Raw genomic sequence first — 25,845 nt, 5'->3', positions numbered from 1 at the left:
CTCGCTTGGGTCCGCAATCTGACGACCCTCCCTGAAAATGAGCGAACCGTGAGTAATGAGGAAGGACTTCGATGATCTGTTCCCCCTTCGGGGGTAATCCGCTTCGCGAGGAGGGATGAGGGATGGCTAGAATAGAGAAAGTTGTTGGTCTATCCGATCGTGTTGTCTCCCAAACGTTTGACTGCTCTGAGTGTTGCTGCCTTTTTACTGCTCCCTTTGGCAAGTTGTACCAGTCCAGTGAGCAAATCCCTTCAGGATGCGTTGGCGGCTGACCCACGACTCAGAGATAATCCCTCAGTGTTTGGCTCTCCTCAAGCGACACCCAGCCCAATCGCTCAAACTGATCAAGCCCAACTCCCGGCTGATTTTCCGGCTGAGATTCCGCTTTATCCCAATCGCGCCTTACTCGAAGTCAGCCAGCCTGAACAGGGATTTTTAACTCGTTGGAGCAGTCCTGATAGTAGCGATCGCGTCGTCGAGTTCTATCGGCAAGAACTGCAAAAAAATGGTTGGAAACTGGACGGACAGTCGATCGACAAAAACCAAGGCACTTTTGAGGCGAGTCGAGACGGTCTACAAGTGGCGGTAAATGTGCGATTGGGGGAGTTTGAAATTCGCGTCGATCGTCCTTCTACAACGGCTTCTGCTCCTCAGTCTGGGGCTTCTCCAGCGGCTGCTCCCAGTCCGGGCAGTCCTGAGTTTGTTGGCCCGATTCCTTCAGCGGTGCCAGACAATTCACCTGCCGCCCCCACATCTGGAAATTTCACCGACCTCAACAAAGCGCCCAAAGAACTTCAGAAATACGTTCAAGACTTGATCCAGTTGGGCGTTTTAGACTTATCATCCAACAAATCTGCTTCCAAAGATCAAGGCTTATTTGAACCCAATAAGGTGATTACGCGCCGTGAGTATGCCCGTTGGCTCGTGACAGCCAATAACCGCATTTACGCCAGCCGACCTGCTCGACAAATTCGGTTAGCCGTCGATACGTCTCAGCCTGCCTTTCAGGATGTGGGTCGCAGCGATGCTGACTTTGCCACGATTCAGGGACTTGCTGAGGCTGGGCTGATTCCCAGTTCGCTTTCTGGAGACAGCACAACAGTTTTGTTTCGCCCCAATGCGCCGCTGACCCGCGAAGAAATGATTCTCTGGAAGATGCCCGTTGATATGCGTCAAGCTTTGCCCACGGCGACGATCGAATCCGTCAAACAAACCTGGGGCTTTCAAGATGTCGCCCGCATTGACTCTAGGGCGCTCAGAGCCGTACTCGCCGACTTTCAGAATGGAGACCAGTCCAATTTGCGGCGGGCGTTTGGCTATACGACTTTGTTTCAACCCAAGCGATCGGTGACTCGTGCAGAAGCGGCATCTGTACTGTGGCATTTCGGGTTTCAGGGCGACGGCATTTCGGCTCAAGAGGCTCTAAAGGGCACGCCCCAATCGACAAACGCTAAACCCTGAGCAATCTTGTGACCCGTCTGCAAAACTTAAAACCATTGTTCAGGAACTGAACGCCCAAAGTGGGTAGTCTGAATCGAGTGGAGCGCATCGCTCCCAAAGATTATGCAAATTGGATATGAAATGCAAAACGTCGATCGTATTGCTCTATTGTGCGCTGGCAATCCTGTAGGCGGAGACACTAAAGTTGTTCTCAATCTACTCAAAGGTCTGGCCGAGCGAAACCTTTTTGTGGATTTAGTGCTCGCTTCTGCGGCCGAGCTTGTGGTCGAAAATTTGCCGCCACAGGTGCGCGTAATCGATCTTCAGGTTGTGGCACCGCCTAGAGCCTTGGGCGCTTTTAAGCTGTTGTTGCCGCTAAGTCGTTACCTTCGTCAAGAAAAGCCCAAAGTACTGATCGCCAATCTTAGCTATACGAATGCGATTCCTGTGTTAGCAAAACTGCTGGCGCGCGCTGAGATTCGTCTCATTTTGGTGGAGCATCTGGCCCTGTCCAAAAATCAGAACCGACTCGACGAGCGACGCAGCCAGTTTGTCCCGTTGTTGATGCGATCGCTCTATCCCATGTCCGATGCCGTAGTGGCCGTTTCTCATGGACTGGCGGAGCAGCTACAAGCCGATTTGAAATTGAGAGCCGGGTTACTCAAAGTGATTCGTAATCCGATCGTCGGTCAAACCCTATACGAAAAAGCACAGGAACCTGTCGATCATCCCTGGTTACAGCCTGGACAACCTCCGGTCTTCTTGGGTGTGGGACGACTGGACGCGCAAAAAGACTTTGAGACGTTGATTCGGGCTTTCTCGTGGGTGAAACGCGATCGCCCCGCTCGTCTGATTATTTTGGGTAAAGGCGGACTGAGGGCACCGTTAGCAGCGCTGATTAAACAGTTGGGACTGGAGGCAGATGTTGACTTACCGGGTTTTGAGGCGAATCCCTACAAGTACATGAGGCGGAGCAGTGTGTTTGTGCTGTCGTCTCGCTGGGAAGCGCTGCCCACAGTCTTAATTGAGGCGATGGCCTGTGGCTGTCAGGTGGTTGCAACTAATTGCCCCTATGGCCCCGATGAAATTTTGGCAGGTGGAAGGTTTGGTCAACTGGTGCCGATCGAGAATCCAACAGCCCTGGCAGATGCGATGAAACAAGCGATCGATGCCCCCATCTGCGTCGAGTCGATTCAGAACCAGGCGGCGGAATTTAGCTGCGATCGAGCCGTTTCTCAATACCTGGATCTGATCGAGCAGTCCAAACAACATTGGCTCAAACCTGCTTAATTGCGATGATTGTTGCTGTATCGAATTCTCGCCCCTGCCCATTGCAGCTTTTCTCTCAGCGTCTCAAAGTAAGAGTAGTTTTCTCGCAAGATAATAAACTGAGCATCACAATCAGCCATCCGAATGTCAACCCGCTGACCCGGCCAAATTGTCGTGGCCAAAACGCCGTCCATCCACAGCTTAGTCGTCAAGTCTCGATCAACCAGCGGCCAGATACTCACGACAGACCCCGGAGGCAAAATAATCGGCCGACTCGATAAACTGAGCGGGCAGATGGGCGTGACGGCGATCGCGTCCATGCCAGGATGAATAATCGGCCCATTCGCCGCCACTGTGTAGCAGGTTGAACCCGTCGGTGTCGCCACAATCAGCCCATCGCCCTGATATTGATCGACCACTTCGCCATCAATTTCCATTTCCAAAATCGAGGTGATCATGCGATCGGCAGAAGCAGGCTTGACGCACATCTCATTTAAGGCGAGAAAGCGATCGCTCATCGGCTCCAAATTGGTGCGATTGCCCTCAAAAATCATCGCTTGCAGCATCATCCGCCGCTGGACGGCAAAGCGATCGTCTCGCAACCGATCCCACACGGTCTCTGTGTCAAAATCTTCTGACGACTCCGTGAGAAACCCCAAATGTCCGCCGACATTCACCGCCAAAATTGGAATTTTATCCACCGCTAAATTTCTTGCCGCAGATAGAGCAGTCCCGTCGCCACCCAACACGATCGCCAGGTCGATCGGCGGCTGCACCGATGCCAAAAACACGGGATAAGGATTGTCATTGGCTCCACTTGGCCCCAACAAAACCTGACAATCAAGCTTCTCTAATTGACGAGCGCACTTCTCAGCCCAGCTACGACTCAGAGGATCGCCTGCTTTATGAATGATGATGACCTGCTTTAGCTGCACAGTACTTTAGCTGAGTGTGATCGTTAAACTCTACCCTGTGGTCGTCCGGTCTTCAAAGTCTACCGTCCTTCTTTTTAGGACTGACAACTTTCAGGTGGATTTGGCTTGTAGCTGTCGGACTTGCTCGATCGAGAGTCCTGTAACCTTAACCACGATGTCGATCGTCATTCCCTCATTCAACAGGTTGGTCGCAACTTGCTCCAGCGCTTCTGCCTTGCCTTCTGCTTTGCCTTCTGCCTTGCCTTCTGCTTTGCCTTCTAGAAGAATGTCCTGATAAATGACTGACTCTTGCATAAGTCCTCTCCGCAAAATGGTTTGAATCAAGTCCTTCTCTAATACTAAGCCAGCCAGAATCGCAGTAGAAGCTGCTACATTGTTTTGCATTCGCTGGTCAGAAATGTTTGCAACTGCTTGAGCAACTTCCTGAAGCGTTTGTGCCCGATCGTCTGTCTGACTCAAAACCGCAAACGGCAGCAACCCTGGAGAGTGCAAAAAGACGCTGGTAGGTTGTTCCCAAAGCCGAATCACATCGAATTCGTGAGAAGTCCGTTCGAGGCTAAATCTGGTCTGCTGGACACGTTCTGATGTCGTGGGCTTGAGATAGATTACAACCTGTCGCATCTGTTTGTTGGGAAAGCGACGGTGGACGCGCAGCCGATAGTCAATCATCCGAAAGGGAATCTCAGCCTTGGGCTGGGTCTGAAATTCGGCATGAAGCACGAGGTTGTCTGACTCCAGGAGAATCAATGCGTCTGCTCGAATAGGTTCCGTCGAAAGCTCTGAGGGGCTGAGTTCTGTGAGAGAAATTGGGTCTCCCAAAAGCCAGCTTGCAAAATCGATCGGGAAGGTTTCAACCAAAAATTTGCAAATATTGTCAAACATTCATCGTCCTTTTTGTCCTTTTTAAGGATGACCCCTAAAAAGAAGGGCACAATCGCTTGCACCCTTCATTCTCAGAATTTTATTGTTTGGGCAATCCAACGCTTACCACTTGAGTAGATTGAATTGCTCCATATCCACGGTGTCGCGGTTGCGGTAGATAGCCAGGACGATCGCCAACCCAACCGCCGCTTCTGCTGCTGCGATCGTGATCACAAAAATGGTGAAAATCTGTCCCTTAATCGTGTCTGGGTCGAGGTAGTTAGAAAACGCCATCAGATTGAGATTGACTGCATTCAGCATTAGCTCGATCGACATCAAGACGCGCACCGCATTTCGACTCGTAATCAGCCCATAGATGCCAATACAGAAAAGTGCTGCTGCAATCAGCAAAAAGTATTGAAGTTGCATAGTTTTGCTTCCTACTGAATAGTGCCATCGCTGCGGCCGGTGGTCATTAACTCGCGAGGGCGTTCTGGCAAGGTGAGGGCTTCAGTGCCATCCGCATCCAGCGTTGCTTCGGGTAGAAACTCGCGACGTGCCAGCACCACTGCACCAATCAGCGCCATCAGCAACAGCACCGAAGCCAACTCAAACGGCAGCAAGAAATCGCTGAAGAGATGTAGAGCGATCTTGACGATCGACGCATCCCCCGCAGGCATCGCTGTCGAGATCGCCCAGGGAGTCGTGACGACCATCGTCCCCAGTAGCGCAAAAATGCCCACACAAACAACAGCCGTCGCCACCTGACGAATCCAAATTCTCGGCACCGTCACAAAGTCTTGTCGCTTGTTCACCAGCATGATGGCAAACAAAATCAGCACGTTGACCGCACCGACATAGATGAGAATCTGAGCCGCCGCCACAAAGTCAGCATTGAGCAACAGATAAAGCCCTGAGATGCTAATAAACACGCCAGCCAGCAAAAAAGCTGAATAAACCACGTTATTTAACAGCACTACGCCAAAGGCCGACCCCAGCATCATCACTGCCAGAATCCCAAAGGAAACAATTTGAACCCCTTCTGCCAAATTCACGATTTCTAACTCCTTGTTGAGCAGCAGTTGGCAACTAGCTCATCGCCAATTGCCTGCTATTTTTCTGATTCCAAGATTTCTTCTGGGGTTTTGCCCGATCGCCGCACATCAGCGGGAAGGTCGTGAGGATCAAGCACCCCTTTGGGCAAGTAAACCAGTTCGCGCAGCGGCGTGACCATTGGATCATCCGTCACCTTGTAGGGCAGACGGCCCAGTGCCACGTTGTCATAATTGAGTTCGTGGCGATCGTAGGTCGATAGCTCATATTCCTCGGTCATCGACAAGCAGTTCGTGGGGCAATATTCGACACAGTTGCCGCAAAAAATACAGACTCCAAAATCGATGCTGTAGTGGTTGAGCTTTTTCTTCTTCGTTTCTTTGTTAAATTCCCAATCCACCACAGGCAAATTGATCGGACAAACGCGGACACAGACTTCACAAGAGATGCACTTGTCAAACTCAAAGTGAATCCGCCCTCGAAACCGCTCAGAAGGAATCAACTTTTCGTAGGGATATTGCACAGTAATCGGGCGGCGGCGCATGTGATCAAAGGTGACAGATAGCCCCTGACCAATATATTTTCCCGCCTGAACTGCCTCTTTGGTATAGTCACTAACCTGTTTAAGAAACTTAAGCATGAGTGTTCTCCAGAAGGGGTGAGGGATGAGGGATGAGGGATGAACCGGACACGGGGGGTTAGAGAAGTGGCTGAACCTCTGAACAACCTGAAAGTCAGAACTCAGACTCAAAATTCTTTCATCCTTCATCCTTCACCCTCATCCCTAATTTTCTAGCCTCCAAAAGCGGAGGGAAATGCCAACTTCAACCCTGCGGTGAGGAGCAGATTCACCAGGGAGACGGGCAACAAAAACTTCCAACCTAAGTCTAACAATTGGTCAATCCGTACACGCGGAACCGTCCAACGCAAGAGAACTGCCAAAAAGAGCAGAAAATAGGCTTTGAGCAAGGTGGTGACGATGCCCAGGGTGCCCGTCAAAACTTGGAGCCAGGGGGTGTTTTCGCTAACTCCGATCGCACTCGCAATCACGCTCACCGACACAGGAAATTCCCAGCCGCCGAGATAGAGAACGGCGAACAGCAAGGCAGATAGCACCAGATTGACGTAAGAAGCGATGTAGAAGAGGGCAAACTTCATGCCAGAGTATTCGGTCTGATAGCCTGCGACCAATTCTTCTTCGGCTTCTGGGAGGTCAAAGGGGATGCGTTCACATTCGGCGAGGGCGGAGATCCAAAAAATCAGAAAGCCCACGGGTTGTCGCCAGATGTTCCAGCCGAGGATGCCGTAGCCAGATTGCTGCTGCACAATGTCGATCGTGCTTAGAGAGTTAGACATCATGACGATCGCCAAGACGGATAGCGCCAGGGGCAACTCATAGCTGATCGATTGGGCTGCCGCTCTCAACCCCCCCAACAGAGAGTATTTGTTGTTGGAGGCATAGCCGGACATCAGCAGACCGATCGGTGCCACGCTAGACAGGGCAATCCACAGAAAGATTCCAGTGCCCACGTCGGTCATGACGATGTTTTCGCCAAACGGGACAATCAGATACGACAAAAACACAGGCAAAACGACAATCACTGGGCCAAGGAGGAACAGCAACGAGTCAGCCTTTGCCGGGACGGTATCTTCTTTAAAGACCAGCTTTAGCCCGTCTGCAAGCGGAGCCAATATCCCTAACGGCCCGATGAATTCTGGCCCGATCCGCTGTTGTGCGGCGGCTGAGATTTTTCGTTCGAGCCAAACCATCGTGAATACACCCAGGGTGGCCACGATCAGCATGACTACCATTGGCAGAGGCATCCAAAGGGCTTTAGCAGCTCCCGGTGGAATGCCAAATCCTTTAACGGATTCAATAAAAGTTCCTTGAAGGTCAATTCCTGGGTTCATGTTTCCCAATCCGCATCAAGTCATCAAACGAGTCGTCGCCAGCCGATCCTTTCAGATGAAGATTTTTGACGACCTTAACGCCTATCAGTATATCTTTACTCTGGGAACGGAACCGGATCAAAGTCCTTAATTCCTGAGCTTTTCGCCTATCAAACTATCCAATGAGCGGGATTGACTGAAGTGAATGGTTGGGCAGCGATCTATCGACTCTGAGGAATGGAGCGAGTGAATAATCCTCAGCAGCCTCTTTGAGCTACCCACAAGCGGTCAATTTCCCGTTCTCTAGATGGAACTCCATAGAATTCCTTAGACAGCCGTATCTCTATAGACTTTCCATAAAAGAAGCCCCCAGAAGCAAGATTCCTGAGGGCTGGAGTTCCTGAAAATCGTCACGTTGTTATGTTTGCAAGGGATCGGGAATTGCACAAGAGGGGTGACACCCTTCATACCGTACTTACGGACTAGCGATCGTCAATCTCAATGTAAGGCGAGGAGTGCAATCCGGTGTAAATCTGAGTTGGCCGAAAGATGCGATTTTCGCCCAGTTGTTCGCGCCAGTGAGCCAGCCAGCCAGCCGCACGAGAAATCGCAAACACAGGCGTAAACAGGTCTGTAGGAATTCCTAACTTGCGATACACCAGTCCAGAATAAAAATCAACGTTGGGATAAATGCCTTTGTGGCCCAATTTTTCTTCGACGGCGCGTTCTAGCTCAGTGGCGATATCGTAGTATTTGTCGTGACCAAATTTCTCAAAAAGTTGTTCGGCAAGCTGCTGCAAAATAGTGGCTCTGGGATCTTTAACTTTGTAAACTCGATGCCCAAATCCCATAATTTTAGATTTGCGTTCTAGAAGGCCGTCTAAGTAGGGGCGGACGTTCTCAACGGAGCCGATTTCTTCAAGCATCTCGATCACTTCCTCAGAGGCTCCGCCATGTAGCGGGCCAGCCAGCGTACCGACTGCCGAGGCCACGACTGCATAGGGATCAGTCAGCGTAGAAGCAGTGACCATTGCCGAAAAGGTTGAGGCGTTGATCGTGTGTTCTGCGTGAAGAATCAGTGCAACTTCAAAGATTCGCGCCGCAAAGGGGTCAGGTTCTTTCTCGTTGAGCATGTAGAGAAAGTTGGCGGCGTAACCCAGATCGTCACGAGGCTGTACTGGATCGTTGCCCTTTCGCATCAGTTGGAAGGCGGCGACCATTGTGGGAATTTTGGCCAAAAGCCGGACGACAGCCGCTCGAATGTATGTCGGATCGTCTAAAGCACGACGTGAGTAGAACAGTCCTAACGCCGCCGCACAAGCTTGTAGAGCATCCATCGGGTGGCCGCTTTCGGGGAAACATTTCATCATGTCTCGAATGCGGTATTTGAGCCGTCGATGATAGCGGATTTCGTGTTTAAACTCTTCTAGCTCGTCTTGGGTTGGCAGTTCTTTCCAGATCAAGAGATAGGCTGTTTCCAGGAAAGTGCTTTTGGCTGCAAGTTCCTGAATGGGGATGCCGCGATATTCCAGGATGCCTTTTTGCCCATCGACAAAGCTGATGCCGGATTGGGTGACTGGAACGCCCTCTAGACCTGCCCGATATTCATAGACAGTCATTAGTTCAGTTCGCCGTTTTCTTACAGTTGGTCTGAAGCTAACTTATCAGATTTGATAGAGCAGATTGTATTGTTTGGCGCAGAGTTGATCTTTTGAGGGAATTAGCGCGTACGCCCTTCTTCTTGTCGCCGCTAACACACTTCTGTCTCCAATCGACCCCATTTGATATATCAATCTGTTAATGTTTGCACTTTTTCATAAAAGATAATACTATCAGCTTATAAAGCTTTACACCTTGACCTAAGTTGCATTTACCCCACAGCCAACTGACTCCTGATATGCCTGGATACGTAACAGGCGGGAGTTGATTGGCTATTTTTGTACCCTCTCGTAAGGAGTTATATGCCCCACCGACATTCTCAACGTAAGCCTCAATCTTCAGATGTTCGTAGTCGATCGCGCCAAGAAGGCCATCACTCTCACAGCTACAACCCTCACACCAACCTGACGAAGCTAATCGAGCAAGATTCGCCGCTTCAAACCCACAGTCAATTGGTGCTGATGTATGGCCCTTTTCAAACCGAAATGTTACCCGAAGCGGGTCAGGGCGTTGCTTCCTGGATCAAAGACTGTCTTCGTAAACATGGACTGCCGAGCTTAGTGCGGTTTGACTATCGTCGTCGTGCCCAGATCTTTCGACGCGACCAGTTTCAGCCCTGGTTAGAGCCATTGATGGAACGACAGAGTTATTAGCGCTTAGCGGTTGGTTTCTAGATTGCAATCGATGCGTTTTGAGAACGGTAAGATCGAATACGACAACGATCGAGCCATTTCAAGACGATAGATTCAGAAGTACAAATGAAGTATTTAAGGCCTGCATTCCATCATCTGCGCCCAAAATCCTGTATTTCACTCAAAGCCAACCGCTAACCCAGGGTATTTAGTATGTCTGATCAGCCTTACGACATTCTGTTGCGTCAGGGTCGATTGTTGTGTGCAGTTGATCGCGTTGAGCAAGTCGATGTCGCGATTCAGAATGGCAAAATTGTGGCGGTTGCCCCTTCTATTGAGGGAACGGCTGTTTTGGAGTTGAACGTTGCCAATCGGCTAGTCAGTCCGCCTTTTGTCGAGTCCCACATTCATCTTGACTCAGCGCTAACCGCTGGAAACCCTCGCTGGAATCAAAGCGGCACCCTGTTTGAAGGAATCGAAATCTGGCGAGAGTATAAGCAAAATCTGTCGTTGGATAACGTCAAGCAACGGGCGATCGCCACGCTCAAACAGCAGGCCGCGCAAGGGGTTCTCTTTGTCCGCAGTCATGCCGATGTGAGCGAGTCGAGTCTGACCGCCCTACAAGCTTTGTTAGAAGTTCGGGAAGAAGTCAAAGATTGGATGACGCTGCAAGTCGTAGCCTTTCCTCAAGATGGAATCTATGGAGGGGCTAAAAATGAGTCGCTGATTGAGGAAGCGATGAAAATGGGAACCGATGTCGTCGGCGGCATTCCCCATTACGAACTGACTCGCGAAGATGGGGTGCGATCGGTTCATCGGATTTTTGAACTGGCGGAACAGTACGATCGCTTAATTGACATTCACTGTGATGAGATTGACGATGATCAGTCCCGGTTTTTAGAAGTGGTGGCGGCCTGTGCGATGCGTCAAGAGATGGGTTCGCGGGTGACGGCGAGCCATACGACAGCGTTTGGGTCTTACAACAATGCTTACGCCTTCAAGCTGATGGGCTTTTTGCAGCGCACTGCGATCAATTTCATCGCTAACCCTTTGATCAACATTACATTACAGGGTCGAACGGATACCTATCCCAAGCGTCGAGGTGTGACGAGGGTTAAAGAACTCTGGCAACAAGGGCTGAATGTCAGTCTAGGTCATGACTGTGTACAAGATCCCTGGTATTCGCTTGGTACGGGAAACATGCTGGATGTCGCGTCGATGGCGGTTCACGTTTGTCAGATGACTGGAATGTCTGAGATTGAGGCTTGTTATAACATGGTGACGTGGCACGGGGCAAAAACGCTGCATGTTGAAGACCAGTATGGCGTTGAGGTGGGCAAGCCTGCCAATTTGATTGTGTTGGATGCCGACGATCGCTACGATGCCATTCGTCGCCGCGCTACCGTCCAATATGTGATCTCAAACGGCAAGCTGTTAGCCCAGACAGAACCTCCTAAAATTCAATGGAAAGGCGTGTAGGGGAAAAATGTAGGAGCGATCGTCTAAATTTAGACAGCTCTCAGCTTGATGAAAATGCTCTGCTGCGGCTGCAAATTCGGGAAAGCAAGCTAAATCCCCCACAAGTGCTTGTCATTACCAACATTTTTCAGGCACGGGGGAGTCCCCAAGCTAAGTCCTGTAAGTAGGGGACTTTGAACTGGAATCCTTGTCTTAAAGTCTCCCACAATGGGGGGGTGGGGGGTAGAAGCGCTTGACAACGCAGCGAAAAAACTTTATTGAACTGACGCTACGTTAGCGACGCGGATTGGATTTCCGCTTTCTCGATCGCCGCCGTCCGATCGTCGTTCCGGTTCCCAATAACCCTAGCATCGCCAAAGGTTGCCAGTTTGCTTGCATTTCAGATCTGACGCGACGATCAGCCGTAGTCGAATCTTTGGCAGTCTGAACCCAGGAACTGATCATCGACCCCACACTGGCCAAAACGAGAATACTCAAAATCGCCGGATTTTTGGATTTTGACCCATCTTGCATGGTGAAGGAGGCATAGATGAAATAGAGCGAAATCGCCACAGAAATCAGCAGCAAAATCCCAATCATCGTCGGATTGTTGGCAAACGTGTAAATCGGCCCCTTGGTCTCAGAAAACTCTTTGAAGGTCGAGAATGGACTTGGCATGATGATTCTCCTATTCGGCGGATAGTTTGGGCGTGGCGATCGGAACCGTTTCACTCGTGCTGGCAAGATGAGAAACTAGAGACATCGAGGCATATTCTGGGTAACCTTCAACCCCCAGGTCAGCGAGATCCAGCCCCATGATCTCCTCTTCTCGCGACACGCGCAACAGGTTAAATTTCTTTAAGAGCCAGCTTGTCCCGTAGCCCGGAATAAAGCCCAAAACAACGGTGCAAATCAGCGTGCCCACGACCTGACCCCCCAAATTAATCGATGGAATGCCTTCGCCCTGCGGATAGCCATTGGCTGCGATTCCAACCGCGACGGCACCAAACACCCCGCAAAATCCATGCACCCCCACCGCACCGACGGCATCATCAATGCCCATCTTCTCGATCGCAATGATCATCTTCGGCATACAAAACGCAGCGATAAACGCCAGCACAATCACAAGAGCAGGGTGATACAGATCCATGCCTGCCCCAGTTGCGATGATGCCCGCCAGTCCGCCTGAAATTGTGAAAAACGGGTCGCCCTTTGAGGAAACGTAAGCGCCCACCAGGCCTGCCGCCAGCGCCATTGTGGTACTGACTCCCACCGAGGCCAGCGTCATCGGCGTTCCGTAAATTGTGGTTTCTCTAGCGTACCCTGGCAAAAAGATCAGACAGGCGGCGAGAAAGGCGTAGAAGCCCACAAAAATCAGCATCAAGCCCACCATCGTCAGTGGCAAATTGTGAGGCAAGATCGGGCGCGGTTTGCCGTTTTCATCGTACTTGCCGACTCTGGCCCCCAGATTTAACAGCACGCCTAATGTAAAGAAACCCGACACGCCATGTACCACACCTGCACAGCCAAAATCGTGATAGCCCAGCTTGGTAAACATCCACCCATAAGCGTTCCAGCCCCAGGCAGCGGCGACGACCCAGGTAAAGCCTCCCAGGACGATCGACAGCACCAGATAAGCGCCAATCTTGACCCGCTCAATCAACGCGCCTGACAAAATCGATGCTGTCGTCATGGCAAACAGCGCAAAGGCAAAGAAGAAAACGCCCGTAATGTGATCGCTGGTATTGGGCCCCAAAGCAGGCGACCAGGGGTAAGACGCATCGACATAAACCATTGCGGCTTTGATCGTTTCGCTCTGCTCAGGATTTGTCCACGGGCCCAGAATGCCACCCGTAACGGGGAAAAATGGAAAAGCGTTGTAAACCCACCAGCCAAAAAAGAAAAACGCTAACCCAACACTCGCCAGCGTCAGCAGGTTTTTGACCATTGTGGCCAGCACATTTTTGGTGCGCGAGGCTCCTCCTTCATAAGCAAGAAAGCCTGCGTGAATCAGCAGCATAAAAACCGAAGCCCAATAGTAAAAGGACTCCGAAGTAAACGTTCCGAGAAATTGTTGCGCTTCTGGAGACATAAACTTTATATCCGGGGTAAGAACACTATTTGCAATCTCAAACAACAAACCTAAAGCGAACCTGAACCAAACCTAAAGAGAAGTTAAACCCGACTTGTTATAACAAATGGTATTCAAATTGACCGTATCAAAAATGCAGTCAGATTATCGTTCACTGTAGCGATCGAGCCGATCGTATTTCAAAAATTCCTTCGAGAAGGAGCGGTTCTAAAACTGCTCTCAGATCACAATGGCGATTCGTAAAGATTGCTGCTGCGAATTCCTAAGCTAAATTCTGGCAACGCTACTGACAATCGACTTTACATCACTGGGCCCAACCAATGAGGTGTTGCGTCAATTTGTCGGAAAAATGGCACTTTTAGGAATGGAATCGCTGAACTATTGGAATCAGAGCGTTAACGAACGAGTATTGCATAACGAAACGAAAAAATTAGACGCAGAAGGCAAACGCAAACTCGCAGAAAGTCTCTTACAAGAAGCGGCCGCAGAAGAAGCGAAGAAACTCGTCAAATCCTATGCTGCAAGCCTTGTGTGAGCGTAAAGTTAACTTTTTATCAACCAAAAATTGACAGCAACGATATTTCGCAGGATGCTAAATCAACGTGAATTCGACGAGATTCTTCACTTCGCGCGCTTCGAGATATCCGCAAGGGATTGCAGATTTGGATTGCCCCTAAATTTCCCTAACATGGAGGACTCTGAACTAGAATTCTTGTCTTAAAGTCCCCCAGAATTGGCAGCTTGGGGGGCAGAGGCTCTTAATAAAGGAGCGAAAGAACTTCATTGAGTTGACGCTAAATCACAAATTCTGAGGATTCGATATGGTGGATGAATCGATCGTAGGTTCAGTCGTGTCGCTCTGGCGCTATCCAATTAAATCGATGCTGGGCGAGGAGTTGAATGCGAGTCAGGTGGCAGAACAGGGATTGCTGGGCGATCGTGCCTTTGCTCTAATCGATAAGGCGACGGGAATGACTGTCAGCGCCAAAAATCCGCGTAAGTGGGGCAAAATGTTTGATTGTCGGGCGACCCTGGCCGAGTCGGGAGACGGCGTTGACTTATCGCAAGTGAAGATCACGCTGCCGGATGGGTCGATCGTGTTCAGCAGTGCCCAAGATGCCGACCAAATTCTGTCTAGTCTGTTGGGTCGTGAGGTGAAATTAGAAACGATCGCGCCTCAAAAACCTAGCTTAGAGGAATACTGGCCGACGGTTGAAGGGTTGCCTCATCAAGATACCGTGACCGACGAGGCGACGCTTGCCAATACGTTTTTTGATGGCGCAACGATTCATTTATTAACCACGGCAACGTTGAATCGCTTTCAAGCCATTACGCCTGGGTCTCGATTTGAAACTCGGCGCTTTCGTCCTAACATTATGGTCGCAGCTAAAGGCTCAACAGGCTTTGTCGAAAATGATTGGATTGGGCAGACGTTGGCGATCGGCGATCAAGTCCAGTTGACGGTGACGGGGGGCTGTCCTCGCTGTGTGATGACGACAATGGCTCAGGGTGAATTGCCCAATGATGTCGAGGTTTTGCGAACTGCGGTCAAACATAATCAAGGTAACGTCGGAATTTACGCCAGCGTTGCTCAAGGTGGCACCGTTCGACGTGGTGATGTAATCAAGCTGCTGTAGATTTTGCAATCATAATCTTATCCAAGCAGTGATTTACAACATATGGATTTTGTAAGTTCTGTTATGTAGTATGAGTGATATCTCTGACTTTCTCAAACCGTTGGGGATATCATTTGTGATCGTGATTCAAAGGTGACTTGTCCAAGGGCGATGTCTCGATTATTCGATCGTCTTTGCCAAAAACTCAGACTAATCTAAATGCTTCAAGAAAAGTGGGGCAAACTCTTCTCAAGGAAGACCATTAGATTAAAAAGTTTTATGCGATTTCTGTTCGTTACATTAGTTGGGCTGCTCGTTGTATTGTTTGTAGCCTATCAGCCAATAACAGATGCAATAAATGTGCAATCAGTGCTGACTAGTCAGAGTGCATCCGCCGTTGATTATCATGCACCGTCAAAGTTATTAACAATTCTCCAAAACAATCCAAAAGATGAGAACGCCTGGAAAGCACTTCATCACTACCGTTCTCTTACAGATGCTGGACTGACGCTCACATTTTATCGTCATTGCTTTAATGCCCTTAAAGAAAAGCCGCTATTGTTCCTTGATAGATACATCGCAGGCGATGAACAAGCTCTATTTCGGATGATTGACGCGCTCTCACATGATTTTTCAGCTTTTGCAGGAGAAACATTTCAAGCGACTAATCAAGTTTTTGAGCGATCGTTAGATAGCATTTCAGATTTTCAAAGAGCGCATTCTCAAGGCAAAGAAGTATACCGTCGCGGTTATGATTTTAGCCGTGTTAGTCAATCTCAGTACGATTCATGGAGCCTGAGATATTGTGAATTTACGAGAGAAAACTCCAAAGCTGTTGCCAAAAATTGCGCCATCTGGGAAAAGCAGTGAGGATACAAGCCGCTCGATCGCTCTCACTTGAGTAGATCCCAAAAACTTTCTTCACCCATATGGTCAAAGTAACTGAAGTCGCTGAGTTATTTCTCCAGGTCTGTTCACATGTCCGATTCACTCTGGAAGAGCATCGTAAGAACCGGGAAAATGAACAAGTTTCGCTGCTATGCTGAGATTGAGGGAAGATAGCTAAATTTATATTGGCGGCCCTTAGCGTGGATATCTTAATTGAGTCAACGAAGAGCTTTGAGAAGGATCTTGACGGGTTGAGCGAAGATGACAAAGCCACAACAGTCAACAAGATCAATGAATGTGTCAGCCTTTTCCCAACTCAAAAAGCTGATGTCGATCGTCAGTTGCGTCGTCTCTCCCTACCATCGGGTTTAAATGGCTACGAATCTTCGCTCTACACACTAGGGGTTTCTCAAAAACTCAGCGTAGTTTTGACCATTGACGAAGATCCAATTTTTGGGCAAGTTATTTTTACGCTTTTTCGATCGGTCAACTCTCATGATCTCGATCGTGCATACAAAGATGTGGCAGAGTCTCTATATCAAGAGCTACTCCACCACCAACGAGAAACTGCTCGATCGTAAGTTTGCTCATGGCATAAACCCTGACTCTCTGTGATGAATACGGCATCATTTATCAAGCTATCAAAGTTTTGCCAGACGACGAGCTAAAGATTGGCTTTCTTGAAGCCTTGGCAGAGCTTGAAGACAACGAATGCCATCGAACAAGAACATTCCCAAAAACAAGGCTGCACAAAGTAAAAGGTATCAAGCAGGCAATCTATCGCGCTGATATTAATAAAACGTCAGTTCGATGAGAGGGACTCGCTTCGTTATTGAGCGCTTCGCCCCCTAAATCCCCCAATTTGGGGGATTTAGGGGGCGAAGCGCTCAATAACGAAGCGAAAAAACTCCATCGAATTCACGTTAATAAAGTCTCAGGCTGGCGCATTCACCTTCAATATATTAATGGGCAAATCCATCTCAAAGACATCATTGAGGGGAAAAGACATGACGATGTGATCGAGGTGATTAAGTCGAAAAAGACACGCTATGAGTAATTCATAGTTTCCTTAATCCGCAGTTTTCTTAGCCCCAAGATTCGCGGCCTCTTTCCCACGGCAGTCCTTCCTGCTCCAATTCTTCGATCACCTGCAATCCGCGCGGATCGCCCACCTTGAGCATTGAGGCTTTCGCATCTTCTCTCACGCCCACATCTTCATCTTCGGCAAACGCTTCGATCAGAGCATCGATCGCCGTTGCATAAATCACGTTTGACGGCAGTTCTCGACAGAGTTGCCCCAACGACCACGCACAATTGCTGCGAATGGCTGCGATCGGATCTTGTCTGAGTGCCTCGATCAACGGCGGAGTCGCAGCCACCACCACCTCATAACCCACCGTCGCCATCTGCGCGAGAGAACTGGCCGCCCAAAGTCGCACCGCAGAAATATCCGTCTTCAAAGCATCAATTAAAGTTTGTAAAGCGCGGCGATCGCGACAGTTGCCCAATGCCCAAACCACACCCTTTCGCACATAGCCATTCCAATCTTGCTCATACTGCGCGATCAGTGACTCTACCGCATCATGACTGGGATTGCGCCCCAACCCATAGGCAGCACTCACCCGCACCAGCGGACAGGGATCGCTCAACAACCCAATCAGATGCGGAATGGCGCGATCGTCTTGCAATTCACAAAACGCTCTGGCAGCCAGCATCCGATGTTGCACATCCTGCGAGTCGAGGAGCGCCAACATTTCGTCGGGGTCTGGTTTTGGGGTTGCTGACTCATCTTCGATAATCGGAATCTGATCTAAAGGGTCTGCTAAATCAGCTTCGATATCGAGAACGGTCAAGTCATCATCACTATACATATCTGTAACTTTACAGCACCAAACGGCCAGAAAGTTTTGAGTTTTAAGCCAGATTTCGACTCAAAAATCAGAACATTGCTCAGTCTTCCAGGGATTTGACCATCCACAAAGATTGAGTCTCATACCCCAGGAATTGATAGAGCTTAAGCGCAGGTTGGTTAGATTGAAAAACTTGTAAACCAATTTGGCGATCGCCCCTCGCTTTTGCCCAACTTTCAGCGTACCGCACCAGGGTCGCTCCGATGCCCTTGCGCCGATGTTGAGGTGACACGTAGAGTAAAAAAATGTGGGCATGACGATCGCCACTCGCCTGATCGATCGCGTTTCCGACCCAGAGGCAAGCAATTGGATGAATCGATCGCGCAGAAGGCATCCCGTCCGCTAGATTCAAATCTTCCTCAGTCCACTCAACCCACCACAGCGGCGTTTCTTTAGAAAAATATTGCTCAACCGTCAGCACCAAATGGTCAACCTCTCCCTGCGGAAAAAGCTCTCGATAAGTGCGCTGCATAAATTTCACCAGCAACGCCCGATCCAACGTTGAACCAGTTAGCAAGCGGTAATCGAGGGGCAGGTCGAACACAGGGGTGAGGGATGAAAGGATTGATGTGCTGGTGATAGAAAGGGGTGATGCTCTAGTCAATCTCAGTAGCCCAGCCCAAATTTTTTACAGATTTCTCATCCCTTACCCCTACCCGCGAAGCGGATTACCCCCAAAAGGGGAACAGATCATCGAAGTTCTTCCTCTAAAGCTGTTCTGACAACCCTGGCTCGTCTGGCAACCCTTTAAGTAGCGCTGAGAGAGCAGGTGGTAAGTCTGCAACGCTCTCACCCGTGGGGGATTGGGCTTTGTCGCTGGTTGGGTTCACTTCCTCGATCGGGGCAGGGGCGGCCATGTCATTGGGCAAAAAGATTCTGGCACTCACCGCAACAAGGGAGACGATAAAAACCAGCACAACCAGTAGGGGGGCAATGTACTGACGAAAGAAAGCCATAGGACGGGCGATCGCAATGAAGGGATAGGGGTAGAACAAATAAGCTCAAGATTTGTAAAAATCTCTAATCTAATCCTACCGCTCAAGTCCCGATCCCGGTTGACGAAATGGAGCGACTTCTTAAGAAATTTCTTCGATCTTTGGAGGCTCATCATTCCAAGGGGCAAAGATTGGCAGCAGCATTAATCCAGGAACAGCCGCCAAAATCGTAATCGTAAAAAACGCCGGCCAGCCCGTCCCTTCAACTAACTTTCCAGCAGGGGCGACCAGAATGTCTCGACTGACAGCCATCAAGCTAGAGAGCAACGCAAACTGAGTCGCTGAAAATCTCTGGTTGCACAAACTCATCAAAAACGCCACAAAAGCAGCCGTTCCCAGTCCACCGCAAAAGTTTTCAATATTAATGGCGACCACCATTGAGGGATAGCTCTTTCCAAGCAGCGACAAAATTAGATAGGTCAGGTTGCTGATGGCTTGTAGTCCGCCAAATACCCAGAGCGATCGATAGATGCCAATTTTGCTGAGAATTGCTCCTCCGGTCAGCGTCCCGACGATCGTCGCCAGCAGCCCCATCCCGCCTTGAATCGCGCCAATGTCAGTTTGGGTAAAGCCTGTCTTGAGCAAAAACGGGGTCGCCATGTTATTGACGAGCGAATCTCCCAGCTTGTACAGCACAATGAACACCAGAACGGCGATCGCCCGCATCTGTCCGAGCCGCTGGAAAAACTCGATAAATGGCAACGTTACCGCTTCTGCCAGAGACGCAGGAGGTTGAGTCCGCAGGTCAGGTTCGGGGGCCCAAAACGCGGCGATAATGCCGATGCCCATAAATAGAGACAACAACAGATAGACCAATTGCCAGGGCATTCGATCCGCCAAAATCAGGGCTAAAGAACCTGTCAGCAGTAGCGCAATTCGGTATCCTAAAACGGTGACGGCGGCTCCGGCTCCCATTTCAGGCGGACTTAATACGTCTGTGCGATAAGCATCAAAAGCAATGTCTTGACTGGCGCTCAGAAAGGCGATCAAGAGGGCATTAATCGCGAGCAGTTGAAGAGACTGTTTGGGGTTTTGCGTTGCCATCAGCGCGATCGCGACCACCAACCCCACCTGTGTAATCACCAACCAGCCGCGACGACGGCCCAAAAAGGGGGGCATGTAGCGATCGAGCAGCGGCGACCAAATGAACTTCAGAGAATAAGGCAAGCCAACCAGACTAAACAGCCCGATCGCACCCAGTTTGACCCCTTCTACGGTCATCCATGCTTGCAAAGTTCGACTCGTCAGATATAACGGCAGTCCCGATGCGAAGCCCAGGAGAAGGAGAGCCGCCATTTTGCGACTTTGAAAAACTTTGAGAAAGGACGAAAATGAATTCACGACGGACAGCAACTCCTGTTGAGCTTGGCTGATGCGGTTTGCAATTCAGACATCATCTCACAGTGAGTAGAGTCAGGAAGAATCTGAGTTTGTCAAAACTACAGCTTGCCGTAGCCGCGCCACACTCCTACCAAAACGCCCTGAATTTCGACCTGGGAGGCAGGAACTTCGGTGACGGGGTAAAGCTCTCGATTAGGGTTGCCAGGTTGCAGAACGATTTTGCTGCCCTTTCTTTGAAAATACTTGAGCGTGGTTTTGCCTTCGACTCTGGCGGCGACGATCGTATCGTTTTTGAGGGTTTTGGGATCGTCTGTCGGCTTTAAGATCACGACATCGCCATCGTCAATCAAAGCGTCGATCATGCTGTGACCTCTGACCTTGAGCGCAAAATGTTGTGGCTTGAGCAGCAGACTGGAGAGATCCAAATGCTCAACTTCGTTGTCGGGATAATTCTCAACTAAGCTGGTGGCGGCGATCGCACCCAAAATCGGCACTCCTTTGGGGGTTGCCTGAAGCAGACGAATGGTGCGGGCCTGACCTTCTGACCAATCGATGTAGCCTTTATTTCGCAAGTGTTCTAGACGGCTTTGCACAGGTGCCGGAGACTTGAGATTCATGGCGGCCATCATCTGCCGAATCGAGGGAGAGTGCTGATGTTGGTGAATGTACTCGGCTAGCCAGTCGTAAAGCTGTCTTTGGGCTTCGGTGAGGGATTCCATAACAGAATAAATGGTAATGAATTTTAGAACATTTGTATCATATCAAATTGAGATCGTCTAGTCATCTAAACTTTGCTCTCTAAGAACACTTGTATCATGATTTTGTGATTAGTTAAAGAGGAAATTGGGATCGCTGCCAATTCACAGGTGCAGCAACTTTGCAATAATGATTTTGTTGATCAAACGTTGTTTCAATTTTGCGACTTATGACTGCTGTTGATTCCACTCCTCGTCTGTCTTCTCGCGTTGTAAACGGCATTTTGGCGATCAAGCCGCTGTTTGATTTGGCGAAATATCAGGCGCGTCAGATGATGATCAAACGGGCAACGTCGATCGGGGTCAACTGGCTAGAAGATGCCAAAAAGCTACGATCGCGCGATTGGTCAACCGAGTTTAATCAAGTTAACAATCCCACGCTCACCTATCCCGATTATTATTTGCGTCCCTTTCATGCCTACACCGAGGGCAATTTGGGTTGGGAGCCTGCCAGCGAAGTCGAATCTGCGGCTCATGCTGTCCATGCTCGAATCTGGAAAGATGCGGGAATAGAAGGCGATTCTCGACTGCGGCAAAGCTACCATGATGTGTTGAAAGCTCAACTACCCAAAGCGCCACAAGACATTCTGGACATGGGCTGTAGTGTGGGAATGAGTACTTTTAAGCTACAAGAAACCTTCCCCGATGCAAGGGTTATGGGCGTTGATTTGTCACCTTATTTTTTGGCGATCGCTCAGTATCGAACTCAAGAACTCGCCCCTCAAAATCCCCCAGTTTGGCTTCACGCCGCCGCTGAATCGACAGGCTTACCGTCCGCTTCTTTTGATTTGGTGTCCGCTTGTCTGATGTTTCACGAGTTGCCTAGAACTGCCGCAGTAGAAGTCTTTCAAGAAGCAAAACGGCTACTGCGTCCCGGTGGACATCTGACCATTATGGACATGAATCCTCAGTCAGAAATTTATGCCAAAATGCCGCCCTACATTCTGACGCTGCTCAAAAGCACAGAGCCGTATATGGATGACTACTTTTCGTTTGATCTAGAGGGGGCGATCGTTCAAGCCGGATTCACCCATCCCAAAGTCACCCGCAACACGCCCCGCCACCGGACGATAATCGCTCAGGCAGTGTAGTTTATTTGTTTAGGTAGAGTCCGATCAAATAGACCATTAGCACTCCTATCAGAAACCAAATGGTGACGATCGCTCCGGCCACAATCCAGTTTTGTCCTGGGTGATCAGATGAATCAGACGCAACTTGCGATCGACAGTCACTCAACACAGCCGGGGGAATCATTTTGAGAACCAACCAAATTCCCAATGGGACAATAATCAGATCGTCAAGCTGACCCAAAATGGGAATGAAATCCGGAATGAGGTCGATTGGACTAACCGCATAAGCCCTAATCAGAACCGCCAGCAGCTTTGCATACCACGGTACTCTAGGATCTTTGCTTGCCAGATAGACAACGTGAATCTCTCGCTTTAGACTTTTTGCAAACTGTTTGAGGGATGGCATCAAGCATTCAACCTACCAGCAAAAAATCAACGGTAACACAAGACTAATTCACGGCTAATTTGCTGTTAGTTTGCTGTTAGTTTGCTGTTAGTTTGCTGACATCCCTAAAGTCATACCTAAATTCATAACGTCTGATTGCAGGATGGATTTTGCCTATGGATTTTGCTGCAAAAACGTCTCGATCGCGTTCAACGCTTGCTCACTCAATTGATAATTTGCGGCTCCGATTACCCCTTCAACCTGTTGGGCGTTACGACCGCCGACGATCGCGGCTGTGACAGCGGCATGCTTTAGCGTCCAAGCGCTCGCCACTTCACCCGCAGAATGACCGCTTTGCTGACCGATTTCTTTAAGCAGTTGAACCAGTTTGAGGTTAGCGTACTCCAGCCTTCCTCAAGATCTGCGTCTGGGTTTGGCCAGTGAATCTGATAAAGGTCGATCGCTTCGATTTGTAGTCGGCGTAAGCTATCTTCTACTTCACGTCGGAGAGAATCTGCCTTAAGGCTGCGACCGATCGTCCCTTTTTCGTCCCAAATCATGGAGCATTTGGTAAACACATAGGGTTGCGATCGTCCCTTGAGCGCCCGACTCACCACTTCTTCAGAGTGTCCCAATCCGTACACTGCGGCGGTGTCGATCCAGTTCACTCCCAGGTCGAGGGCCCGCTGAATCGCCGCGATCGACTCCTGATCTTCCTGGTGACCCCAACCAAACTCCCAGCCGCCCCCGCCGATCGCCCAGGCTCCAAAACCGATCGGGGTGAGATGCAGATCAGAATTACCTAGTTGTTTTGTTTGCAGATTAGTAGTCGTTTGCATAGTCGCCTCTTGAGATGAGCAGTCACCAGATCCCCTATGCTAGGGCGGTCACATTGGGCTGACATCAAACATTTCGTAGAGAACGACGATCGCGGACGCAGTGCAGAACCATTCATTTGGCGGTGGTCGATAAGTCAAATGACTTTTGCACTTAGTGAGAATTTTTACCAAAATTTTACATAAACCTCAATCTGCCCTGATTCCTAGGGAACCTTAACCTCTAAGGATTCAAGCGGCTGGAATTGTGAATCTAAATTCAGATTACTTCTCCGATCGCTCATACCCGGATAGTTACAACGACGGGAGAACACGTTGACGCTCTATGGTGCAGACTGAAAACGCCACCGCCGAAAGCCTTTTGCAACAAGGACTCACCTTTAGCCAGGTCGGAGACTACGCTGACGCGATCGCCTACTTTGACCAATCCCTTGTCCTCAACCCCAGCTTGTTTGACGCACTCAGCGAGAAAGGCAGCGCTCTGATTAATTTAGGACAGCACGAAGCGGCGATCGCCCACTTTGAAAAAGCCATTTCGTACTATCCTCACGCTGGATATTTTCACTACAGTCGCGCCTGGGCTGCCTATGTCGCTGGACATTTTGAAATCGCGATCGCCAGCTTTCATCGAGTCCTCGAAATCCAACCCAACTATCCCTATGCTCAATACAGTCAAGGACTGACGCTCTATGCGATCGGGCGCTATGAAGAAGCAATTCCCTATTTTCTCAAAGCGATCGAGCAGTTTCCCAATTTTGCCGATGCCTGGTATATGCACGGAGCCGCTCTTTATGTGACCAGACGCTATGAAGGCGCGATCGATCACTTCAATCGTGCTTTAGAACTGCGCCCCGACTCCGAAGAAGCGCTCTACAGCCGGGGAAACGCTTTGCTCTGTGTGGGAGATTATGAAGCGGCGATCGTCAGCTACGAGAAAGCTTTGACCAGCCAGCCCGACGATGCAGACGCTTGGTACTATCGGGGTATTGCCTTCAAACAACTCAACCGCCCCGAAACGGCGATCGCCAGCTACCAAAAAGCCGTCGAGTTGCAGCCTGACCACATTCACGCCTGGTATCAGCAAGCCTGCGCCTGTATGAGATTAAATGATTTGGAGGCAGCGATCGCTAACTTCGATCGAGCCATCCAGCACAAACCTGACTTTTACGAAGCCTGGTACAACCGGGGCGTGACGCTGAAAAATCTGGGGCAGCTTGCTCAATCAGTTGAAAGTTACGACAAAGCTCTGGCGCTCAGACCTAACGACTTTCGAGCCTGGAACAATCGCGGTGGAGTTCTTTGTAGTTTGGGCCGTTTTGAGGAAGCAGTTGCCAGCTACGACAAAGTTCTCGCGCTCAAACCGGACGACGAGCTTGCGCTCAAAAATCGGAGTGTGGCGGCTAGGAGAATTCAGCAGGGATGAGGGAGAACTTTGTTCTGCTGCGCGAGGAGGGAGGAGGGAAGAGGGAGGAGGGAGGAAAAGACGATACAAGCGATCGATTTTTGGCATCCGCTTCTTGATTTCTAGGGAGATTTCCTTTAGTCAATTTATCCCTCTGTCTCCCATGAGGGTTCTGAAAGTCAAGTTGAGCGCGGAGACAAACTGAGTTGAAATAACGGGCTTTTGAGAGAATTGAGCCATGTTTCCTTTAAGAAAAAATGCAGTTGCAAAAAAGCAGACTCAAGGTACGAGAACAACAATAGCCTCAACTTTGAAATCATTTGTCAAACAGGTCTCCGCGTCGCTGAAATTCAAGATTTGACCTGGAATTCAAAATCTGACTTATTTGATTTGAGAGACCTGTTTTTATCTACTGTTGCTGTCTTTTTAGGGCTTGCATGACTCGCTGATAGCTCTCGGTATCTCCTTGCTGCTGATAAAGTTTGGCGGACTGTTGAAAGTCAGCGATCGCTTGTGGCTTGCGGCCCATTCGAGAATAGGTAATGCCCCGATTAAAGAACGCATTTGCAAATTCTGGATTGAGTTTGAGCGCTTGATTATAGTCAGAAAGTGCGCCCTGTCTGTCACCCAAATCATCTCGCGCATTGCCCCGATTGACGTAGGCTTTGGTATCTTTGGGGTTCAATTTGATTGCTTGATTGTAGTCAGCTACCGCCCCTTTATTATCTTCTAACCGAGCACGGGTTACGCCTCGATTGTAGTAAGCATTACCATCTTTGGGATTTAATTTGATCGCTTGATCGTAGTCAACTAGCGCCCCTTTTCTATCGCCCAAATCGTCTTTTGCATTGCCTCGATTCACATAGGAGTCAGCATCTTTGGGATTGAGCCGAATCGCCTGATCATAGTCTGCGATCGCGCCCTTAAGATTGCCCAGATCCGATCGCGCCAGTCCCCGATTGTAGTAGGCATCTGCTAGTTTGGGTTCGAGTTTGATGACTTGACTAAAATCATCTACTGCTCCCTGAGCATCCTTTTCGTTGAGGCGACGCAGCCCCCGCTCAAAATATTCTCTAGCCGTTTTAGGGGTTTCTTGAGCGACCAGCGTCCGAACCGAAGAAACCTCTCTTAAATCAGGGGTTTTTGCCAACAGTGACCCTTGACTCAACACGATCGTGGCGACTGTTCCTGCCACCAACCCAAACAATGAATTAGACCGACGCATACCTTACTTCACATTTAAACAAACCAATCCAGTCTATCCAGCCCGATCGCACAACCCAAAATACTTAATATTCTCGAAGCATCACCAGGCAAAATAATGAAGTCACTGTTCCTGCCTCCTCGCGAACGCGGGG

General features: G+C 49.6%; 29 protein-coding genes. 11 read left to right on the top strand and 18 right to left on the bottom strand.

All coding sequences use genetic code 11. From position 1 onward, the window contains the following. Positions 1–144: 144 nt before the first annotated feature. Complete coding sequence (locus ACJ2PR_RS21325; RefSeq protein WP_446878463.1) at positions 145–1,461, top strand: S-layer homology domain-containing protein; 1,317 nt, start codon at positions 145–147, stop codon at positions 1,459–1,461. A gap of 102 nt (positions 1,462–1,563) precedes the next feature. Continuing rightward, positions 1,564–2,730 (top strand): glycosyltransferase, encoded by a 1,167-nt coding sequence (locus tag ACJ2PR_RS21320; protein ID WP_446867429.1) that lies wholly within the window; start codon positions 1,564–1,566, stop codon positions 2,728–2,730. Here ACJ2PR_RS21320 and ACJ2PR_RS21315 read toward each other — a convergent pair. The 6 genes from ACJ2PR_RS21315 to nuoH form a co-directional block, all read right to left on the bottom strand. Next, complete coding sequence (locus ACJ2PR_RS21315; RefSeq protein WP_446878462.1) at positions 2,727–3,644, bottom strand: NAD(+) kinase; 918 nt, start codon at positions 3,642–3,644, stop codon at positions 2,727–2,729. The genes ACJ2PR_RS21320 and ACJ2PR_RS21315 overlap by 4 nt on opposite strands. A 90-nt stretch (positions 3,645–3,734) precedes the next feature. After that, entirely contained in the window at positions 3,735–4,526 is a 792-nt protein-coding gene (locus tag ACJ2PR_RS21310) for an Rpn family recombination-promoting nuclease/putative transposase (RefSeq protein ID WP_446878461.1), read from the bottom strand. Positions 4,527–4,628: 102 nt separating this feature from the next. After that, on the bottom strand, positions 4,629–4,934 hold the full coding sequence (gene nuoK, locus ACJ2PR_RS21305) for an NADH-quinone oxidoreductase subunit NuoK (RefSeq protein WP_446857411.1): 306 nt from the start codon (positions 4,932–4,934) through the stop codon (positions 4,629–4,631). An 11-nt stretch (positions 4,935–4,945) separates the two neighbouring features. Continuing rightward, entirely contained in the window at positions 4,946–5,560 is a 615-nt protein-coding gene (locus ACJ2PR_RS21300) for an NADH-quinone oxidoreductase subunit J (protein ID WP_446857412.1), read from the bottom strand. Between the two features lie 56 nt (positions 5,561–5,616). Next, the gene (gene ndhI, locus ACJ2PR_RS21295) at positions 5,617–6,198 is read right to left on the bottom strand and encodes an NAD(P)H-quinone oxidoreductase subunit I (RefSeq protein WP_446857413.1); all 582 of its coding nucleotides are present in this window, start codon (positions 6,196–6,198) and stop codon (positions 5,617–5,619) included. 152 nt (positions 6,199–6,350) lie between these two features. After that, positions 6,351–7,469, bottom strand: a complete 1,119-nt coding sequence (gene nuoH / locus ACJ2PR_RS21290) for an NADH-quinone oxidoreductase subunit NuoH (protein WP_446857414.1) — start codon at positions 7,467–7,469, stop codon at positions 6,351–6,353. Here nuoH and ACJ2PR_RS21285 point away from each other — a divergent pair. Continuing rightward, the gene (locus tag ACJ2PR_RS21285) at positions 7,468–7,599 is read left to right on the top strand and encodes a hypothetical protein (RefSeq protein ID WP_446878460.1); all 132 of its coding nucleotides are present in this window, start codon (positions 7,468–7,470) and stop codon (positions 7,597–7,599) included. The genes nuoH and ACJ2PR_RS21285 overlap by 2 nt on opposite strands. 331 nt (positions 7,600–7,930) lie before the next feature. On the opposite strand, the gene ACJ2PR_RS21280 is transcribed toward ACJ2PR_RS21285, so the two are convergent. Next, positions 7,931–9,067, bottom strand: coding sequence for a citrate synthase (locus tag ACJ2PR_RS21280; RefSeq protein ID WP_446857415.1), 1,137 nt, complete (start codon positions 9,065–9,067; stop codon positions 7,931–7,933). 342 nt (positions 9,068–9,409) lie between these two features. Between ACJ2PR_RS21280 and ACJ2PR_RS21275 the strand changes: the two genes are divergently transcribed. Then, complete coding sequence (locus ACJ2PR_RS21275) at positions 9,410–9,760, top strand: hypothetical protein (protein ID WP_446867427.1); 351 nt, start codon at positions 9,410–9,412, stop codon at positions 9,758–9,760. Positions 9,761–9,952: 192 nt separating this feature from the next. Continuing rightward, a complete protein-coding gene (gene codA / locus ACJ2PR_RS21270) occupies positions 9,953–11,218 on the top strand; it encodes a cytosine deaminase (RefSeq protein ID WP_446878459.1) in 1,266 nt (421 codons plus the stop codon). Between the two features lie 273 nt (positions 11,219–11,491). On the opposite strand, the gene ACJ2PR_RS21265 is transcribed toward codA, so the two are convergent. Together ACJ2PR_RS21265 and ACJ2PR_RS21260 are read right to left on the bottom strand one after the other, a co-directional pair. Beyond that, positions 11,492–11,875 (bottom strand): hypothetical protein, encoded by a 384-nt coding sequence (locus ACJ2PR_RS21265; RefSeq protein ID WP_446878458.1) that lies wholly within the window; start codon positions 11,873–11,875, stop codon positions 11,492–11,494. Between the two features lie 10 nt (positions 11,876–11,885). After that, the gene (locus ACJ2PR_RS21260; RefSeq protein WP_446878457.1) at positions 11,886–13,289 is read right to left on the bottom strand and encodes an ammonium transporter; all 1,404 of its coding nucleotides are present in this window, start codon (positions 13,287–13,289) and stop codon (positions 11,886–11,888) included. A 325-nt stretch (positions 13,290–13,614) separates the two neighbouring features. On the opposite strand from ACJ2PR_RS21260, the gene ACJ2PR_RS21255 reads away from it, so the two are divergent. The 4 genes from ACJ2PR_RS21255 (at position 13,615) to ACJ2PR_RS21240 (ending at position 16,374) form a co-directional block, all read left to right on the top strand. Then, the gene (locus tag ACJ2PR_RS21255) at positions 13,615–13,824 is read left to right on the top strand and encodes a hypothetical protein (RefSeq protein ID WP_446878456.1); all 210 of its coding nucleotides are present in this window, start codon (positions 13,615–13,617) and stop codon (positions 13,822–13,824) included. Positions 13,825–14,110: 286 nt separating this feature from the next. After that, positions 14,111–14,926, top strand: a complete 816-nt coding sequence (locus ACJ2PR_RS21250; RefSeq protein ID WP_446878455.1) for an MOSC domain-containing protein — start codon at positions 14,111–14,113, stop codon at positions 14,924–14,926. A 198-nt stretch (positions 14,927–15,124) separates the two neighbouring features. Then, positions 15,125–15,775 carry a hypothetical protein gene (locus ACJ2PR_RS21245; RefSeq protein WP_446878454.1) on the top strand — a complete coding sequence of 217 codons (651 nt, stop codon included), beginning with the start codon at positions 15,125–15,127 and terminating at the stop codon, positions 15,773–15,775. Between the two features lie 218 nt (positions 15,776–15,993). After that, complete coding sequence (locus ACJ2PR_RS21240) at positions 15,994–16,374, top strand: hypothetical protein (RefSeq protein ID WP_446878453.1); 381 nt, start codon at positions 15,994–15,996, stop codon at positions 16,372–16,374. Positions 16,375–16,878: 504 nt separating this feature from the next. On the opposite strand, the gene ACJ2PR_RS21235 is transcribed toward ACJ2PR_RS21240, so the two are convergent. From ACJ2PR_RS21235 to lexA, 5 genes are all read right to left on the bottom strand, one after another. Beyond that, the gene (locus ACJ2PR_RS21235; RefSeq protein ID WP_446857424.1) at positions 16,879–17,664 is read right to left on the bottom strand and encodes a HEAT repeat domain-containing protein; all 786 of its coding nucleotides are present in this window, start codon (positions 17,662–17,664) and stop codon (positions 16,879–16,881) included. A gap of 79 nt (positions 17,665–17,743) precedes the next feature. Beyond that, positions 17,744–18,247: a GNAT family N-acetyltransferase gene (locus ACJ2PR_RS21230; RefSeq protein ID WP_446867419.1), complete on the bottom strand. Its 504-nt coding sequence runs from the start codon at positions 18,245–18,247 to the stop codon at positions 17,744–17,746. Positions 18,248–18,410: 163 nt separating this feature from the next. Continuing rightward, positions 18,411–18,698, bottom strand: coding sequence for a hypothetical protein (locus tag ACJ2PR_RS21225; protein ID WP_446878452.1), 288 nt, complete (start codon positions 18,696–18,698; stop codon positions 18,411–18,413). An 81-nt stretch (positions 18,699–18,779) separates the two neighbouring features. Beyond that, the gene (locus tag ACJ2PR_RS21220; RefSeq protein ID WP_446878451.1) at positions 18,780–20,039 is read right to left on the bottom strand and encodes an AmpG family muropeptide MFS transporter; all 1,260 of its coding nucleotides are present in this window, start codon (positions 20,037–20,039) and stop codon (positions 18,780–18,782) included. Between the two features lie 98 nt (positions 20,040–20,137). Next, positions 20,138–20,758: a transcriptional repressor LexA gene (gene lexA / locus ACJ2PR_RS21215; RefSeq protein ID WP_446857428.1), complete on the bottom strand. Its 621-nt coding sequence runs from the start codon at positions 20,756–20,758 to the stop codon at positions 20,138–20,140. A gap of 206 nt (positions 20,759–20,964) precedes the next feature. On the opposite strand from lexA, the gene ACJ2PR_RS21210 reads away from it, so the two are divergent. Beyond that, complete coding sequence (locus tag ACJ2PR_RS21210) at positions 20,965–21,885, top strand: class I SAM-dependent methyltransferase (RefSeq protein WP_446857429.1); 921 nt, start codon at positions 20,965–20,967, stop codon at positions 21,883–21,885. A gap of 1 nt (position 21,886) precedes the next feature. Here the strand turns inward: ACJ2PR_RS21210 and ACJ2PR_RS21205 are convergent, their stop codons facing one another. The 3 genes from ACJ2PR_RS21205 to ACJ2PR_RS21195 form a co-directional block, all read right to left on the bottom strand. Beyond that, positions 21,887–22,270 carry a YkvA family protein gene (locus ACJ2PR_RS21205; RefSeq protein ID WP_446878450.1) on the bottom strand — a complete coding sequence of 128 codons (384 nt, stop codon included), beginning with the start codon at positions 22,268–22,270 and terminating at the stop codon, positions 21,887–21,889. A 153-nt stretch (positions 22,271–22,423) separates the two neighbouring features. Beyond that, positions 22,424–22,615, bottom strand: coding sequence for an aldo/keto reductase (locus tag ACJ2PR_RS21200; protein WP_446878464.1), 192 nt, complete (start codon positions 22,613–22,615; stop codon positions 22,424–22,426). Beyond that, positions 22,561–23,088 carry an aldo/keto reductase gene (locus ACJ2PR_RS21195; RefSeq protein ID WP_446878449.1) on the bottom strand — a complete coding sequence of 176 codons (528 nt, stop codon included), beginning with the start codon at positions 23,086–23,088 and terminating at the stop codon, positions 22,561–22,563. Before ACJ2PR_RS21195 ends, ACJ2PR_RS21200 begins: the two co-directional genes overlap by 55 nt. 322 nt (positions 23,089–23,410) lie before the next feature. Between ACJ2PR_RS21195 and ACJ2PR_RS21190 the strand changes: the two genes are divergently transcribed. Beyond that, positions 23,411–24,508, top strand: coding sequence for a tetratricopeptide repeat protein (locus ACJ2PR_RS21190; protein ID WP_446878448.1), 1,098 nt, complete (start codon positions 23,411–23,413; stop codon positions 24,506–24,508). Between the two features lie 388 nt (positions 24,509–24,896). Here ACJ2PR_RS21190 and ACJ2PR_RS21185 read toward each other — a convergent pair whose 3' ends face one another. Continuing rightward, a complete protein-coding gene (locus tag ACJ2PR_RS21185) occupies positions 24,897–25,712 on the bottom strand; it encodes a tetratricopeptide repeat protein (protein ID WP_446878447.1) in 816 nt (271 codons plus the stop codon). Between the last annotated feature and the right edge of the window lie 133 nt (positions 25,713–25,845).

Source organism: Phormidesmis sp. 146-33 (assembly GCF_052939515.1).
This window is presented reverse-complemented; position numbering and strand designations above follow the sequence as displayed.

Bases quoted from the DNA above. Each gene is read 5' to 3' on its own strand.
- ACJ2PR_RS21320 (WP_446867429.1), top strand. From the start codon at position 1,564: ATGCAAATTGGATATGAAATGCAAAACGTCGATCGTATTGCTCTATTG.
- ACJ2PR_RS21310 (WP_446878461.1), bottom strand. From the start codon at position 4,526: ATGTTTGACAATATTTGCAAATTTTTGGTTGAAACCTTCCCGATCGAT.
- nuoK (WP_446857411.1), bottom strand. From the start codon at position 4,934: ATGCAACTTCAATACTTTTTGCTGATTGCAGCAGCACTTTTCTGTATT.
- ndhI (WP_446857413.1), bottom strand. From the start codon at position 6,198: ATGCTTAAGTTTCTTAAACAGGTTAGTGACTATACCAAAGAGGCAGTT.
- ACJ2PR_RS21285 (WP_446878460.1), top strand. From the start codon at position 7,468: ATGTTTCCCAATCCGCATCAAGTCATCAAACGAGTCGTCGCCAGCCGA.
- nuoH (WP_446857414.1), bottom strand. From the start codon at position 7,469: ATGAACCCAGGAATTGACCTTCAAGGAACTTTTATTGAATCCGTTAAA.
- ACJ2PR_RS21280 (WP_446857415.1), bottom strand. From the start codon at position 9,067: ATGACTGTCTATGAATATCGGGCAGGTCTAGAGGGCGTTCCAGTCACC.
- ACJ2PR_RS21275 (WP_446867427.1), top strand. From the start codon at position 9,410: ATGCCCCACCGACATTCTCAACGTAAGCCTCAATCTTCAGATGTTCGT.
- codA (WP_446878459.1), top strand. From the start codon at position 9,953: ATGTCTGATCAGCCTTACGACATTCTGTTGCGTCAGGGTCGATTGTTG.
- ACJ2PR_RS21265 (WP_446878458.1), bottom strand. From the start codon at position 11,875: ATGCCAAGTCCATTCTCGACCTTCAAAGAGTTTTCTGAGACCAAGGGG.
- ACJ2PR_RS21260 (WP_446878457.1), bottom strand. From the start codon at position 13,289: ATGTCTCCAGAAGCGCAACAATTTCTCGGAACGTTTACTTCGGAGTCC.
- ACJ2PR_RS21250 (WP_446878455.1), top strand. From the start codon at position 14,111: ATGGTGGATGAATCGATCGTAGGTTCAGTCGTGTCGCTCTGGCGCTAT.
- ACJ2PR_RS21245 (WP_446878454.1), top strand. From the start codon at position 15,125: ATGCTTCAAGAAAAGTGGGGCAAACTCTTCTCAAGGAAGACCATTAGA.
- ACJ2PR_RS21235 (WP_446857424.1), bottom strand. From the start codon at position 17,664: ATGTATAGTGATGATGACTTGACCGTTCTCGATATCGAAGCTGATTTA.
- lexA (WP_446857428.1), bottom strand. From the start codon at position 20,758: ATGGAATCCCTCACCGAAGCCCAAAGACAGCTTTACGACTGGCTAGCC.
- ACJ2PR_RS21210 (WP_446857429.1), top strand. From the start codon at position 20,965: ATGACTGCTGTTGATTCCACTCCTCGTCTGTCTTCTCGCGTTGTAAAC.
- ACJ2PR_RS21205 (WP_446878450.1), bottom strand. From the start codon at position 22,270: ATGCCATCCCTCAAACAGTTTGCAAAAAGTCTAAAGCGAGAGATTCAC.
- ACJ2PR_RS21195 (WP_446878449.1), bottom strand. From the start codon at position 23,088: ATGCAAACGACTACTAATCTGCAAACAAAACAACTAGGTAATTCTGAT.
- ACJ2PR_RS21190 (WP_446878448.1), top strand. From the start codon at position 23,411: ATGGTGCAGACTGAAAACGCCACCGCCGAAAGCCTTTTGCAACAAGGA.
- ACJ2PR_RS21185 (WP_446878447.1), bottom strand. From the start codon at position 25,712: ATGCGTCGGTCTAATTCATTGTTTGGGTTGGTGGCAGGAACAGTCGCC.